General features: G+C 59.5%; 11 protein-coding genes. All 11 read left to right on the top strand.

All coding sequences use genetic code 11. The features are described 5' to 3' along the window. Positions 1 to 259: 259 nt before the first annotated feature. On the top strand, positions 260 to 2,116 hold the full coding sequence (locus VXJ35_RS10465; protein WP_064021504.1) for a DUF2341 domain-containing protein: 1,857 nt from the start codon (positions 260 to 262) through the stop codon (positions 2,114 to 2,116). A 15-nt stretch (positions 2,117 to 2,131) separates the two neighbouring features. Next, positions 2,132 to 2,536, top strand: coding sequence for a biopolymer transporter ExbD (locus VXJ35_RS10470; protein ID WP_064021505.1), 405 nt, complete (start codon positions 2,132 to 2,134; stop codon positions 2,534 to 2,536). A gap of 514 nt (positions 2,537 to 3,050) precedes the next feature. After that, positions 3,051 to 3,725, top strand: a complete 675-nt coding sequence (locus tag VXJ35_RS10475) for a TonB C-terminal domain-containing protein (protein ID WP_064021506.1) — start codon at positions 3,051 to 3,053, stop codon at positions 3,723 to 3,725. Between the two features lie 997 nt (positions 3,726 to 4,722). Further along, positions 4,723 to 6,630 carry a putative porin gene (locus VXJ35_RS10480; protein ID WP_064021507.1) on the top strand — a complete coding sequence of 636 codons (1,908 nt, stop codon included), beginning with the start codon at positions 4,723 to 4,725 and terminating at the stop codon, positions 6,628 to 6,630. An 11-nt stretch (positions 6,631 to 6,641) separates the two neighbouring features. Beyond that, positions 6,642 to 7,478 carry a hypothetical protein gene (locus tag VXJ35_RS10485; protein ID WP_064021508.1) on the top strand — a complete coding sequence of 279 codons (837 nt, stop codon included), beginning with the start codon at positions 6,642 to 6,644 and terminating at the stop codon, positions 7,476 to 7,478. Further along, positions 7,475 to 9,154, top strand: a complete 1,680-nt coding sequence (locus tag VXJ35_RS10490) for a ShlB/FhaC/HecB family hemolysin secretion/activation protein (RefSeq protein WP_082880877.1) — start codon at positions 7,475 to 7,477, stop codon at positions 9,152 to 9,154. Before VXJ35_RS10485 ends, VXJ35_RS10490 begins: the two co-directional genes overlap by 4 nt. A gap of 359 nt (positions 9,155 to 9,513) precedes the next feature. Continuing rightward, positions 9,514 to 10,635 carry a sigma-54-dependent Fis family transcriptional regulator gene (locus VXJ35_RS10495; protein ID WP_082409813.1) on the top strand — a complete coding sequence of 374 codons (1,122 nt, stop codon included), beginning with the start codon at positions 9,514 to 9,516 and terminating at the stop codon, positions 10,633 to 10,635. Between the two features lie 314 nt (positions 10,636 to 10,949). After that, entirely contained in the window at positions 10,950 to 11,135 is a 186-nt protein-coding gene (locus tag VXJ35_RS10500; RefSeq protein ID WP_054761580.1) for a YezD family protein, read from the top strand. Positions 11,136 to 11,254: 119 nt separating this feature from the next. Then, on the top strand, positions 11,255 to 12,763 hold the full coding sequence (locus VXJ35_RS10505) for an alginate export family protein (RefSeq protein ID WP_064021509.1): 1,509 nt from the start codon (positions 11,255 to 11,257) through the stop codon (positions 12,761 to 12,763). A gap of 199 nt (positions 12,764 to 12,962) precedes the next feature. Next, on the top strand, positions 12,963 to 13,967 hold the full coding sequence (locus VXJ35_RS10510) for a sulfate ABC transporter substrate-binding protein (protein WP_064021510.1): 1,005 nt from the start codon (positions 12,963 to 12,965) through the stop codon (positions 13,965 to 13,967). A 125-nt stretch (positions 13,968 to 14,092) separates the two neighbouring features. Beyond that, entirely contained in the window at positions 14,093 to 14,920 is an 828-nt protein-coding gene (gene cysT / locus VXJ35_RS10515; protein ID WP_064021511.1) for a sulfate ABC transporter permease subunit CysT, read from the top strand. Position 14,921 lies beyond the last annotated feature (1 nt).

Genomic DNA, 14,921 nt, shown 5'->3' on the forward strand with positions numbered 1-14,921 from the left:
GATTGTTGCCGAATCAGCATTGCTAAAGCCACTGCTGAAATAGCAACACACGATCAGCAACAAATGCTGATTAAGCAGCAGCCAATAAACAGTTTGCTTGCTAAGTGCTTGATTTCATCGGGATACGGATTGGCACGCTTACTGCAAAACATAAGACAGGTATTTTTAATCAGGCGTCCTAATGCCGTTTGCAGCAAGCCACTGCGCTTGCCGCTCCATGGTTGTCGGTGGCGCCGTTACATTTTGATAGCAGAATTCAATGTTTAAAAAGTCTTTACTGTTCGGTTTTGCCGTTCTGTGTTTTCCATTGCTCGCCCAAGCCTGGTGGAATGCCGACTGGAGTTCGCGGCGGCAGGTGGCGGTGGACGCCTCGGCGACCGGGGCGGACGTGCAGGAGACCTTGAGCGAGGTGCCGGTGCTGGTGCGGCTGCACGCCGGCAACTTCGGCTACTTTGCCGAATTGGCCGACAACGGCCGCGACTTTCGCGCCTTGAAAGACGAGCAGACGCCGCTGGCCTACCAGGTCGAGCAGGTCGATGCGCTGAGCGAGATCGGTTTGGTTTGGGTCAAGCTGCCGCAAGTGCGCGGTGGCGTTTCCACCGACGACTTCTGGCTGTATTACGGCAACGCCAACGCCCCGGACGCTTCGGATAGCAACAGCCTGTACGACGTGGCCCAAGGCCTGGTCTACCACTTCAATGCGTCCGAGACGTTGCCGCAAGACGCCACCGCTTATGCTTCCCACGCCGCCGACTCCAAAGCCGCGATCCAGGCCGCCGGCTGGATCGGCGCTGCCGCCCAATTCAGCGGCGCCGGCCCCATTACCGTCAACCCGGCGCCGCAACTGGCGCTGGATCCCAGCAAAGGCTGGACCTTCACCACTTGGTTGAAGATCGACCAGGCCAACCCGGCCGCCACCGTGCTCAGCGCCCAAGCCCCCGGCCTGGATTTGCGCCTGACCCTGCAAGGCAACGCCCTGACCGCCGTCGCCGGCAGCGCCAGCACCCCGGTCGCCACGTTGACCCTCGGCAAATGGCAACACGTGGCCCTGGTGCTGCGCCCGGAAACCCTGGCCGCCTACACCGGCGCCAAAGCCGCCGAAAACCCCAACAGCTACGCCCCGCCGCAAATCGTCGAACTCTACCTGGACGGCGTCCCGGTCGGCAGCGTTAAAACCCAACTCGCCGCCGGCCAACCGAGCATCCGCCTGGGCGATAACTACCAAGGCTGGCTCGACGAAGTCCAAATCGCCGCCACCGCCCGCAGCGCCGACTGGCTCAAATTCGCCTACCGCAGCCAAAGCCCCGACTTTGCCGTGCTCAGCTTCGGCCAGGACGAATCCAACGGCAGCGGCGACGCCGGCCACTTCATGGTCATTGTGCAAAACGTCACCGTCGACGGCTGGGTCGTGATCGGTTTAACCCTGATCATGCTGATCGTCGCCGTCATCGTCATGGTCAGCAAAACCCTGGTCATCAACCGCATCGGCAAAGACAACCGCGCCTTCTTGACGCAATACCGCCAGCTCGACCCGAACACGCTCGGCGCGCTGGACCAGGCCGAAACCGCCGAAGAACACGAACTGGCCGACTCGGATTGGCTGACCGCCCTGGTCGGCAAACACGACCACTTCCAGAGTTCGGTGCTGTACCACCTCTACCACACCGCGATCCAGGAACTGAACAAACTGCAAGGCGGCGCCGACCAAGTGGTGACCCGCGAAGCCTGGGACTACCTGCGGGTCAAACTTGACAGCCAGATCGTCCACGAAGGCCAACGCCTGAACAAGCACATGGTGCTGCTGACCATCGCCATCGCCGGCGGCCCGTTTTTAGGCCTGCTCGGCACCGTGGTCGGCGTCATGATCACCTTTGCCGCCATCGCCGCCAGCGGCGACGTCAACATCAACTCCATCGCCCCCGGCATCGCCGCCGCCTTGCTGGCCACCGTCGCCGGCCTGGCCGTCGCCATCCCGGCCCTGTTTGCCTACAACTACCTGCTGACCCAGATCAAAGACATCAGCGCCGGCATGCGCGTGTTCAGCGACGAATTTCTGGCCCTGTTATCGATGCGCGCCGCCCGCCAGGCCGCCGCTAATCAAGCCAACGCCCGTTAAGCCAGGAGACGCAACATGAAAGTCGAAGAAGAAGGCAAGGTATACGACGACATCAACATCACGCCGATGCTGGACGTGGCCTACGTGCTGTTGCTGATCTTCATCATCATGACCACCGCCACCGTGCAGGGCATTACCGTCAACCTGCCCAAGGCCAGTAGCACGCCCAGCCTGTCCAAACCCAAGACCAAGGCGATCTCGATCACCCCGGACGGCAGCGTTTATCTCGACACCTACCCGGTATCGTTGCAGGAACTGGAAACCCGGCTGGCGCAATACAAGGCGGCGACGCCGGACCTGCCGGTGGTGGTCAAGGCCGACGCCAGCGTGCAGTACCAGAAGGTGATTGAGGTCTTGGACATTGTTACCCGGTTGCAGATTAGCCAGTTGGGGTTGGTGACGCAGAAGTTGGTGAAGTAAAGGATGTGTCGCTGGCGCGACGGCTGGATTGAATGTCGGGTCTCGGCCCGACAGCCGAGTGACTTTTCTTTGCTTGGCCAAAGAAAAGTCACCAAAAGAAAGGCCACCCCGCTGCCGCTTGAATCCTGCGCGCCGTCGGGTTTGAACGGGGTTTTCCGAAGGGGCTTCCCAGCCCCTGCGGAAAACGCGATGCATCCTTGCATCGCCCCTGCGGGCTGATCCGTTCAAACCCGCCGGTGCTCGGCGCGGCAAAGGGGAACAACCGGCGAACCGGTATTCAATCGTTGTGGCGGTAGCAAAACCTTCAAAACGTTTGGGTTCGATTTAGGACGTAGGGTGGGCACGGTTTATGTGCCCACGCGGAATGGCGCGATGCGTGTCGGTGACACCAATAGCGCCCACGCGGAAGCAAACCGGCGCGGAATCAAACCGGGGAAAACCAGGCCGGGTATCGGCCGGATGGATTGGAGAACACGGCGCACTGGGCGTTGTGGCGACGACTGATTGAAACGAGATGACAAACAAATACGCCTGGCTGCGGCGCTTGCCGGTGGTGTTGGGGATAGGGTTGAGCCTGCTGATTGGTTTGGGCGTGTGGTGGTTGGCGGACAAGTTCGAGAAGCCGCCGCAGACCAAAAAGCAGGTGCAGCAGATCACGATGATCCAGCCGCCGCCTCCGCCACCCCCGCCGCCGGAGCAAGCGCCGCCACCGCCGGAGGAAATCAAGGAAGAAAAGATCGAAGAACCCGAGCCGGAACCCGAGCCCGAACCTTCGCCGGAGCCCGACGAAGCGCCGCCGGCCGAAGACCTGGGCGTGGATGCCGACGGCACCGCCGGCAGCGACGGCTTTGGCCTTCAAGCCCGCAAGGGCGGCCGCTCGATCCTGGGCGGTGGCGGCGGCAACGCCATTCTGTGGTACGGCGGCCAGATCCAGCGCCAGGTCGAGACCGGCCTGCAAAACCTGCTGGCCGACACCCCGGCCGCGCAAGCCGGCTACAGCGTGATCCTGGAAATCTGGGTCGGCCCGGACGGCCGCATCAGCCGCAGTGAATTGGCCGGCGGCAGCGGTAAGGCCGACATCGACCAGGCCCTGCGTGCGGCCTTGCCGCGGCTGCGGGCCAGCGTCGGCCGGCCGCCGCCGGAGAGCATGCCGCAGCCGATTCGGATACGGTTGAGTTCGAGGGTTTAGAGCGAACGCCGTTCATCTCACAGCGGCATGGAAGAGGTGTCGCTGGCGCGACGGCTGGTTTGAACGCCGGTTCGCGGACCGGCGGCCGCGATACTTTCGCTACGAAAACCATCCATGGTTTTCGCCCTAAAGGGCCAGCCTTTGGCTGTTCAAATTCGTTCCAAACGAATTTGTGCGTCGCCAAAAGAAAGTATCCAAAGAAAAGGCGACCCCGCTGCCGCTTGAATCCTGCGCGCCGTCGGGTTTGGCAAGGGTTTTCGGAAGGGGCTTCCTGCCCCTCCGAAAACGCGCGGCCTCCCTGCCGCGCCCCTGACGGGCTGATCTTGCCAAACCCGCCGGTGCTCGGCGCGGCAAAGGGGGAACAACCGGCGAACCGGTATTCAATCGTTGTGGCGGTAGCGAAGCCTTAAAAAACCCCGCGTCCGAGTTCGCTGGGGGTAATCGGGCCGACCCCGACAAAAGATTTACCCGTGTTGTTCGGTAAGTCTGTCGGTAGTGGGAGGGTTTTATCTCCCGTATGCCGCGCCGAGCACCGCAGCTTTTGAATGGAACAGCCCGCAGGGGCGTCGCAGGGATGCGACGCGTTGGCGGAGGGGCAGGAGCCCCTTCCGCCAACCCCATTCAAAAGCGAGGAGCGCAGGGAATAAGCGGCATCCGGGTGGCCTTTCTTTTGGTGGCTTTTCTTTGGCCAAACACAAATTCGTCAGGAACGAATTTGAACAGCCAATAGGCTGGCCCGCAGGGCGAAAACCAAGGATGGTTTTCGTAGCGAAAGCCACTCGGCTGTCGGGCCGAGACCCGACATTAAAAAAGCTTCGCGCTAGCGAAACCTTAAAAACACAGGCGTCCGATGACGCTAACGCGAATTGAACCTACGTTGGCAAATCTGTTGAAACCCGCCGCTGCTCGGTGCGGCTAAGGGGACGGTGCTGCCCGACTTGGAAACGAAATCATTTAGTGGCTTTGGCCTGAATTTGAAGAACTTGTAATAGAACCTATGAACACCGTAAGCAAATCCCTGGCCCTGGTTTTGACCGGCAGCCTGACCGCCAACGCCGGCGCGGCGCAAGCCGCCACTCCGGCCCCGGCCGACGCCGTGATTCCGGTCAAGAAATCCACCCTGGTCAACCTGGTCGACCTGCTGGTGCAGCGCGGCGTGATTAACCAAGACGAAGGCCAAGGCCTGGTGCAGGCCGCCGAACAGGAAGCGGTCGCCGCTCAGGCCAAAGCCGAATCGGCCAATGCCGCGCGCGGCGCTAATCCGGCCGGCAATAGCGGAACCTCGGCCACAGCCACCCCGGACGCCGCCCAAACCGCGGCCGAGTGGGCCGGCGAGCCGGCCAATGTTGCGGGCAAAACCGGCAAAACCAAACACGTCGCTTACGTGCCCGAGTTCGTCAAAAAAGAAATCCGCGACCAGGTCCGCGCCGAACTGAAGGCCGAGGTGTTGCAGGATGTGAAGCGCGACGCCAAAGACGAAGGTTGGGGCATTCCCGGCGCGTTGCCGGAGTGGGTGGCGGCGATCCATCCCAGCTTCGACATGCGCATCCGTTTCGCCGACGAGTTCTACGGTAAAGAAAACGCCGGCGGGGTCGAGAACGTCGGCCTCGATGCGGCCGGCAACTTCGTCGGCCCCTACAACTGGCTGGCCATCAACCGTGCCGCCACCGGCAACCAGGCCGGCTTGACCACCCAGGTCTCGCTGAACCCGAACGAGGCCATCATTAACAACCAAAAAGACCGGCTGCGGCTACGCGAACGCTTCCGCCTCGGCTTCGAAGCCAACCTGGCCGACGGTTTGAAAGCCGGGGTGCGCTTCGCTACCAGTAACATCAACAACCCGGTCTCGAACGACCAGACCCTGGGCAATACCGGCCAGTCCTACCAGTTCGCCATCGACCGCGCCTACCTGCAATACGATTTTCTGGACGAACGTAAGACCAATTGGTTTAGCTTGTACGCCGGCCGCATCATCAATCCGTTCCTGTCCACCGACGTGGTGTTCGACCCGGATTTGAGTTTCGAAGGCGTGGCCGGCAGCTTCCGCTTGCCGTTCAATCGCGGCAGCAACAAACTGGCCGGCTACAAAACGCCGAACCCGACCGCCCGCTTCGGCATCAACCAGGGCCAACAAACCCCGGACAGCCTGTTCGTCACGCTGGGCGTATTCCCGTTGCAGGACATCGACGTCTCGGTCAACGACAAATGGCTGTATGCCGGCCAGGTCGGCGCCGACTGGCTGGTGTGGCAGGACTCGCGGTTGAATCTGGCCGCGTCCTATTACGAATTCCACAACGTCCAGGCCCGGCGCAATCCGGTCGGCAGCCATGCCTACGACTGGACCGCACCGCAGTTCGTGCAGAAGGGCAACTCGATGGTGGCGATCAGCGACGCCAACACCTTGCTGCCCAACTGCACCGACACCGTCGGCTGCTTGTTCGGCCTGGCCTCCGAGTTCAAGGTGTTCAACGCCACGGCCATGTTCGATTACGCCGGCTTCGGCGACACCCACGTGCTGTTCACCGCCGATTATGCCCAAAACCTGGGCTTCAACCGGCAGAAAATCCTGAGCCAGTTCGGCACCGCCTTCGCCAGCACCGACCTGCAGCCGCGCACCAAGGCCTACCAGGTGCGGGTCGATGTCGGCGCGGCGGAATTGCGGCGCTGGGCCGACTGGAACGTCAACCTGGCTTACCGTTACGTGCAGCGCGACGCGGTGCTGGATGCCTTTACCGACTCGATCTTCCACCAGGGCGGTACCGACGCCAAGGGCTGGGTGATGGGCTTGCAATACGGCCTGGCCAAAAGCACCTGGCTCAACCTGCGCTGGTTCAGCACCGACGCCATCGACGGCCCCCGCTACAGCATCGACACCGTCAACGTCGATTTGAACGCGCGGTTCTAGGAGGGCAGGCGATGGCTAAGCAACAACCCTGGCGCTGGATTTATGTCCCGCCGTTATGCCTGCTACTGCTGTTGGCCGGCATTGAAACCAGTGACGCCGAACCCAAAGCCGCCGCCCCCGGCGGCGACGCGATCAAGAAGGCCCAAGGCCTGATCCGCCAGCTCAGCCAGGAAAAACAAGCGCTGGAAGCCGAGAAAGCGGCCTGGCTTAACGAAAAAGCCGGGCTGGAAGCCAAGCTGAAAAGCCTGGAAGCCGCCGTGGCGCAACTGGCACCGCTGCAAGGCGAAGTCGCGCGCTATAAAAACGGCCTGGAAGCGGTCAAAACCAGCCTGGAAAGCCAGCTCAGCCAACAGCGCCAGCGCGAACAGGCCCTGGTGCAAAAACACAACGACGTGGTGGCCAAAGCCCGCGCCATTCGCGACGACAACCAACTGTTGGTGCAGGCGGTGCAGGAGCGGGAGCAGTGGATCGGCCAATGCGGCCAACTGAACCAACAGTTGCGCGAACTGAACCAGCGCGTGGTCGACGGTTACGAACAAAAAGGCCTGTGGCAGCAACTGGCGGAACTGGAACCGCTCACCGGCATCGCCAAGGTCGATACGCAAAACCGGGCCGAGGAATACCGCTATCAGCTCAAGCAGTTGAAAGTGACGCCGTTCGAAGCCGGTGCGGCGTTGCCGGCCGGCCAGACCGCGGCCGAGCCGGCGCAGGAAGCGCCAGCGCCCATTGACACCGCCACCCGCGCCGAGCCTGGCGCCGATAGCGCCGGCGGGCAGCCGGCAGAAGCGGCCAGCGCAACCGCAGTGGCATCGCCACAAACGCCTGTCAATCGGGGGGCTGGGCAATGAAACGCTGCCAACCGCTAACGCCGGCCTGGCTGGCCGCTTGCTGTCTGCTCGCTAGCGCAGCCGATGCCGCGACGCCGCCGGCACCAACGCCGCCCGGCGAGGCGGCCCGCGGCGACAGCGCAGCCGGTACCGGAAAGGACGCCGCCGACACCGCCACGCAATGGGCCGGCGAAGCCCAACCGCGCTTCGACCTGTTGGACTTTCAGATCGACGGCAACAGCCTGCTCGACGACGAAACCCTGGAACAGGCGGTGTATCCCTATCTGGGGCCGGAGAAAACCGTGGCCGATGTGGAACAGGCCCGGGCCGCGCTGGAAGAGGCCTACCGCGCCGCCGGTTACCCGACCGTGGTGGTGTCGATCCCGGAGCAGGATGTCAACGAGGCCAGTGTGCGGCTGCAGGTGGTGGAGGGCAGTATCGAGACCTTGCACATCAGCGGTTCGCGCTATTTCGACTTGGGCAAGATCCGCGCCGGGGTGCCGGCCCTGGCCGAGGGCCGGGCGCCGCATATGCCGCAGGTGCAGGAACAGATTAACGCGCTGGCCAAACAATCCGGCGACCGCTCGATCACGCCGGTGTTCCGTGCCGGCTCGACCCCGGGCAAAATGGAAGTGGAACTGAAGGTCAAGGACGAACTGCCGCTGCACGGCAGCCTGGAGCTGAACAGCCGCAACTCGGAACATACCAGCTACACCCGGCTGCAAGGCAGCTTGCGCTACGACAACCTGTGGCAGAAGTTCCACAGCGCCTCGGTGCAATACCAGGTCTCGCCGCAAAACGCCGAAGAAGTCGAAGTCTGGTCCGGCACCTACGTGCTGCCGACCGGCTGGGCCGACACCCGGCTGGCGCTGTACGGCATCGGCATCAGCTCCAGCACCCAGCTCGGCGTCAACGTCGGCGGCCTGTCGGTGGTCGGCGCCGGTTCCATCTACGGCGCCCGCCTGGTGAAGCCGTTGGACAGCGGCAGCGACGGCGTGCTGCACAGCCTCAACTTCGGCGTGGATTACAAGAGCTTCGACCAGCAGATCGCCCAGTTCGCCGGCAGCGGCAGCCCGATCAGCTACGCCGCCTTCGTCGCCGGTTACGACGGCGTGCGCCGCGGCGACGGCTACGCCAGCAGCCTGAACCTGAGCGGCCACTTCAGCTTCCGCGGCCTGGGCAACGACGCCGAGCAGTTCGAAAGCAAACGCGCCGGCGCCACGCCCAATTTCCTCTACCTGACCGCCGAGCTGAAACACCAACAGCAACTGCCGGGAGACTTTCGGCTGCAAGCCCGCGCCGGCGGCCAGGCCAGCATGGCGAAGCTGATCAGCAACGAACAGTTCTCGGCCGGCGGCCCGCTCAGCGTCCGCGGCTACCACCAGACCCAGCTGCTGGGCGACCACGGCGTCAACCTGTCGCTGGAGCTGTACAGCCCGCACCTGCTGCCGAACGAGATCGACACCGCGCAAAACCTGCGCCTGCTCGGCTTCATCGACTGGGCCCACCTGTGGACCGATGCGCCGATCGCACCGACCCCGGCCAACGAAACCCTGGCCGCGGCCGGCATCGGCCTGCGCCTCCAACTGCTGAAACGCCTGAGCGGCGAACTGGACTGGGCCTACCCGTTCCATTCCCACGGCAGCGTCGACATCGGACAACAACGCCTCGATTTTAGGATGGCTTATGAGTTTTGATCCTGAGATTGAACGTACGGAAAAGCAACAGCCAAGCAACAGCAACTGTTGCTATTCCAACTTTTGGCAGCGGGTTTTTGTTCCGATTCAGTCAGTTTGCTGCTTGATCCGAGCCAATAGGCTGGCTCGTGAGCATCGAATAAGCAGTAACTTGCGCCGAATTGGCCTGGCGAGTACGAGTCGGGCCGCTCGGCAAGCCTACTAGCCAAGCGGTAAGCTCCGTTTGAGCATAAATCGATACGGATATCGATTTTTTGGAATGGAATCTGCTATTCAGATCACGGTATTGCTTGGGCTTACCGAAGAACCCGGCCGGCGAGCGGCATTTAGTGACAACTTAGACGTTTATATGAACAGTTATGGATACAGTGCTTAACCGCGATTTCGACAATCCGGCGGAGGATGCCGCCGCGCCGTTATTGGCATTCGACGAATCGCAATCCAGAAAGCTGGCGTTATCGACCCGCGCCACGGCAATGGTGTTCGAAGACCCGGTGTCCAGGCGTTTATTGGAACAAATCGAGCGGATTGCGCCGAGCGACGCCACGGTACTGGTGATCGGCGAGACCGGTACCGGCAAGGAGCTGGTAGCTCGCCATATTCATGCGTTGAGCAAACGCAGCAAGTATATGTTCGGTGCGCTAAATTGCGCGGCCTTGAGCGAGAATTTGATCGAAAGCGAATTGTTCGGCCATGAAAAAGGCGCGTTTACCGGCGCCTTGACATCGAAAGAAGGCTGGTTCGAAACCGCCGATAAAGGCAGCTTGTTTCTGGACGAAATCGGCGATTTGCCGCTGGGTCTGCAAGCCAAATTGCTACGGGTGTTGCAGGAACGCGAGGTGGTTAAAGTCGGTTCGCGCCAACCGAAACCGGTCGATGTGCGCATCATCGCCGCGACTAATATCAACCTGGAAGAGGCGGTGGCGGCCCAGCATTTTCGGGCCGACTTGTATTACCGCTTCAATGTCGCGACCATCCATTTGATGCCGTTGCGCGAACGCCCCGGCGATATTCTGCCTTTGGCGCGGCATTTTCTGAAAATCTACGGCGAGCGCCTCGGCCACGATGAAGTGAAATTATCGCCCGGCGCCGAATTGGCTTTAGTGAATTACGATTGGCCGGGCAATATCCGCGAGCTGGAAAATGCAATTCACCGCACCTTGCTGGTCTGTCCCGGTAACCGGCTTGGGCCGGAGGACTTCAAACTGTCCGGCGTGCGTGCGCCGGAGCATGTGCCGGCGGTATCGGTCGATTCGCTGGAAACCGCGTTGGAACGGCTGTGCGAACAGGCGCCGCCGAAATTGTTCGAGATAATCGAAGAAACCGTGATTCGCATCGCCTTCGGCTATTGCGAAAAGAACCAGGTACAGACTGCGAAATTGCTGGATATCAGCCGCAATGTATTGCGCCATAAGCTCGAGCTTTACGGCATGTTGCAGCAGGTCGGCAAACGTGGTTCGGTGCTGCATTTGGAGCGCTAAAGCGGTTTTTCGCGATCGGCGGGCGGGCTCGAACCGGCCGCTTGCTCACTCGTTGGCCGGGCTGCTGCCGGCCACGTCGATCTCCTCCCTTATTTCCTTACCCACTGTGCAGCTGGCGCCATATCGCCCTGCCGGCGCCGAATCTTTCCCATTCTCTATCAACCGTCCTCGCCTTGTTTGGCGAATAACCGACGGCCGCTTATCGGTTTTTTAGATGAATAAATCGATATTTACCGTTTCAAATGGTCATTTGTTTTCCGTACCATGCTGCGCAACGGACCGAATACAACTAGTTGAAATTTATAGGAGGCCAAATGGATATCCAGTTCGAAACCGAACCCGCCAAGTCGGCGCAGCAGCAGGAATTGGTAGAGCAGATCGTGTCGATTTTGCAAGGGCTGCGTTTCGGTTCGGTGGAAATCGTGGTTCACGACGGACGAATTGTGCAAATCGAAAAACACGAAAAATTCAGAGTCAAAACCGCGGCAAACGCCCATTGAGTTCTACCGCACCAGCGGCGATTAATCTTTAACGATAAACCGATAACCGACCGGATCGCCGGACGTTACCGTTCCAGGAACCCTGTTTCCTTAACCGATACCACAACCACGGGTTAAACATGAAACGAAAACAAATCAGCGCGCTATCGGCGACCGGTGCGATCGGCTTATTGTTAAGCTTGCCGGGAGCCGTCAGCGCAGAGGACTACTACCAAAAAACCAAAGGCTACCGGGTCGAGCCGGAGCCGGATCCGCCGAGTTACGTCCGTAACTTGAGCAAGACGCAATTCGAGCAATTCCGCGATGTGGATTGGCTGGATGTCGGTCTGGATTTTCGGAGTCGCTACGAATACCGGGAAAACGATTACCGGCCTACCGGTTCCAAATTTAAAAACGATCCGGACAACCTCTGGTTGTTGCGAACCCGAGCTTATATCGGTATCCACAATATTCTCGATCCGTTCCGCTTCGTGGTCGAGGCGCAGGACTCGCGTAGTTATAACAGCCTGTACGCCAAGACCGGTCAGGATGTGAACGAGTTCGACTTGATTCAAGGCTACGGCGAGTTGTATTTCGATAACGCGTTGGGCCATAACCGGCCGTTGAGCATTCGTGCCGGCCGGCAAAGCCTGGAATTGCTGGATCGGCGTTTGATCGGTAACAACCAGTTTCGTAATACCACCAACAATTTCGAAGGTTACCGGGTCCGTTTCGGTAAGAAGCAGAACAATTGGGATCTGGATACGTTTGCGTTGCAGCCGGTAGACCGGATCATGAACGAATTCGACCAGCCCGACGAAGACACCTGGATTTACGGTGCGGTATTGAGTATTAAGCAGTGGTCTGAGTTCGTCACGATTCAGCCGTATTTCTTGGGACGTAAAGTGGACGGCGATCCGAAAAATCTGATTGTCGCCAACCGCAAGGCGGATATGGATATCTATGCGCCAGGTTTGCGGGTGTATGGCGTGATCCCGGATACCGCTTTTGATTACGACACCGATATCAACAAACAATTCGGCCGCTTCGGCAAGTTGGATGCGACTAAGCCCAGCGGCGAAGTTTTGCAGCAGCACGACGCGATCGCTTACTCGCTGGAATTGGGTTACACCTTTGACCACGACTGGAAGCCAAGGGCGAGCGCCTATTACGGATACGGTTCCGGCGACAAGCGCAGCGGCGATAGCTCCAATCAGCGTTTCGATGCGTTTTACGGTTTTAACCAGCCATGGTCGCGTAACGATTATTTTTCCTGGGACAACATTCACGCGCCGAAGGCACGGCTCGAATTCAGCCCGTACAAAGGCGTGCAGATCGACACCGGTTACAACGCCTACTGGATGGCCAGCGACGGCGGCGGTTGGAACCGGGCCGGCCTAACCGGTGTGAACGGCAAGACCTTCTTGGGGCACGAATTCGATATTCGTTTGCGGCATAAGCTCAATGCCTATGTCGATTGGAGTTTGAGCTACGCGCGTTTTACTCCGGGCGATTACACCACGTCGCAGAATGGGGTGAAGCAGTCGGCGACAGCAACCGGTACACCGTTTACCAACGAGCCGAGCAACTTCTTCTATTTCGAAGTTTCGTTGAACGCCTTCGGCGACGGCAAACCCAAATACCATTAAATCTTAACTGCCCGGCAGTGACGCCTGGCAAATGGGCCAAGCGAGGCGGAGTTACGTTTTTATATATCCAATTAATAGATAAATATCTCGAAAACTATCATTTTAAATCAGATAAAAGGCCGCGTAACATATCGCCAAAGCTGTTAAAGCCGGGACGTTCCGGCGGCCGAGCACCGAATAAATCTCTTGAGGAGCCATTATGAAGCTGAGTTACACCGTTAAATCTGCACTGATCGCGCTAGGCCTGTTGGCCAACGCTACTGCGTTGGCAGACCGAACCATCCTGAACGTGTCGTACGATCCGACCCGCGAGTTTTACCAAGATTTCAACAAGGAATTCATCAAATACTGGAAAGAAAAAACCGGCGAGGACGTTAACGTCCAGCAATCGCACGGCGGTGGCGGTAAACAAACCCGTGCCGTGATCGACGGCCTGGAAGCCGACGTGGTGACCTTGGCGCTGTCCTACGACATCGACCAAATCGCCGAAAAAGCCAATTTGCTACCGAAAGACTGGCAAAAGCGCCTGCCGGATAACAGTCTGCCTTATACCTCCACCATCGTGTTCCTGGTGCGTAAAGGCAATCCGAAAGGCATCAAGGACTGGGGCGATCTGACCAAGGAAGGTTTGCAAGTGATTACCCCGAACCCGAAAACCTCAGGCGGCGCCCGTTATAACTATCTGGCAGCCTGGGCCTACGGTGAGAAAAAATTCGGCAGCAAGGACGCCGCCAAGGATTTCGTCAAAAAACTGTTTAAAAACGTGCCGGTACTGGATTCCGGCGCCCGCGGCTCGACCACCACCTTTATTCAACGCGGCATCGGCGACGTGCTGATTACCTGGGAAAACGAAGGCTTCCTGGCCTTGAAAGAATTCGGTGCCAGCGAGTACGAAATCGTGGTCCCGCCGACCAGCATCAAAGCGGAAACGCCGGTGACGGTGGTCGACAAAGTGGTCAAGAAAAACGGCACCCAAGACTTGGCCGAAGCCTATTTGAACTACCTGTACACCCCGGTCGGGCAAAAACTGGTGGCCAAGCATTTCTATCGGCCGTCGCATCCGGAATTCGCCGATGCCGAAGACCTGAAACGCTTCCCGAAACTGGAGCTGTTCACAGTTAACGAACGCTTCGGTAGTTGGGCGCAAGTGCAGAAAGAGCATTTCGACGACGGCGCCAATTTCGACCAGATCTACACGCCTTAAAGCGCGGGGCGGGGCGTCGGAATGGCGGATGCCCCGCCGCGTTGCCGGCTTAGCGCCGGCTCGCGAAAAACGGATGAGAGATATCACACCGCTGTTTTTTCTAACTAAAGCCTGATACCGAACTTATGCCACAAAGCCACATCATGCCCGGATTTCGTCCCGCTCTGGGTTTCACCTTGCTCTACCTGACGCTGATCGTATTGATCCCGCTCAGCGCATTGTTGCTGAAATCGCTGAATCTGAGTCTGGAGCAGTTTTGGGGGATTTTGACCAACAAAAGGGTCATCGCCTCGTTTCAAGTCAGTTTCGGCGCGGCATTGATCGCTGCCGCCGTGGCCGCCGCCTTGGGCTTCGTGATTGCCTGGACCTTGGTGCGCTATCCGTTTCCCGGCAAAAAAATCTTCGATGCGCTGATCGATTTGCCGTTTGCGTTGCCGACCGCCGTCGCAGGTATCGTGTTGGCGACGATCTACGAACCCAAAGGCTGGATCGGTAAATGGGTGATCGAGGCTACCGGCGTGCAGATTGCGTTTAAGCCGTTGGGCATCGTGTTCGCGTTGATCTTCATCGGCCTACCGTTCGTGGTGCGTACCGTCGAGCCAGTATTGCAGGAATTCGATCTGGCGATGGAAGAAGCCGCCGCCAGCCTGGGCGCCAGCCGGTGGCAAGCCTTCGTCAAAGTTATTTTCCCGAACATTCTACCGGCGACGATCACCGGCTTTGCGTTGGCGTTTGCCCGCGGCGTAGGCGAATACGGCTCGGTGATTTTCATAGCCGGCAACATGCCTTATATCTCGGAAGTGGTGCCGTTGCTGATCATCACCAAACTCGAACAATACGATTACGCCGGTGCCACGGCGATAGGCCTGACCATGCTGGTGATTTCGTTCCTATTGTTGCTGTTAATCAATAGCCTGCAATGGTGGGTTCGCCGCCGCAGCGGCCAACTTTAAG

The organism is Methylomonas sp. DH-1, from assembly GCF_046097555.1.
Taxonomy (GTDB): domain Bacteria; phylum Pseudomonadota; class Gammaproteobacteria; order Methylococcales; family Methylomonadaceae; genus Methylomonas; species Methylomonas koyamae.

Coding starts and splice junctions, on each gene's coding strand:
- VXJ35_RS10465 (WP_064021504.1), top strand. CDS start 260: ATGTTTAAAAAGTCTTTACTGTTCGGTTTTGCCGTTCTGTGTTTTCCA.
- VXJ35_RS10485 (WP_064021508.1), top strand. CDS start 6,642: ATGGCTAAGCAACAACCCTGGCGCTGGATTTATGTCCCGCCGTTATGC.
- cysT (WP_064021511.1), top strand. CDS start 14,093: ATGCCACAAAGCCACATCATGCCCGGATTTCGTCCCGCTCTGGGTTTC.
- VXJ35_RS10505 (WP_064021509.1), top strand. CDS start 11,255: ATGAAACGAAAACAAATCAGCGCGCTATCGGCGACCGGTGCGATCGGC.
- VXJ35_RS10470 (WP_064021505.1), top strand. CDS start 2,132: ATGAAAGTCGAAGAAGAAGGCAAGGTATACGACGACATCAACATCACG.
- VXJ35_RS10475 (WP_064021506.1), top strand. CDS start 3,051: ATGACAAACAAATACGCCTGGCTGCGGCGCTTGCCGGTGGTGTTGGGG.
- VXJ35_RS10480 (WP_064021507.1), top strand. CDS start 4,723: ATGAACACCGTAAGCAAATCCCTGGCCCTGGTTTTGACCGGCAGCCTG.
- VXJ35_RS10510 (WP_064021510.1), top strand. CDS start 12,963: ATGAAGCTGAGTTACACCGTTAAATCTGCACTGATCGCGCTAGGCCTG.
- VXJ35_RS10500 (WP_054761580.1), top strand. CDS start 10,950: ATGGATATCCAGTTCGAAACCGAACCCGCCAAGTCGGCGCAGCAGCAG.
- VXJ35_RS10490 (WP_082880877.1), top strand. CDS start 7,475: ATGAAACGCTGCCAACCGCTAACGCCGGCCTGGCTGGCCGCTTGCTGT.
- VXJ35_RS10495 (WP_082409813.1), top strand. CDS start 9,514: ATGGATACAGTGCTTAACCGCGATTTCGACAATCCGGCGGAGGATGCC.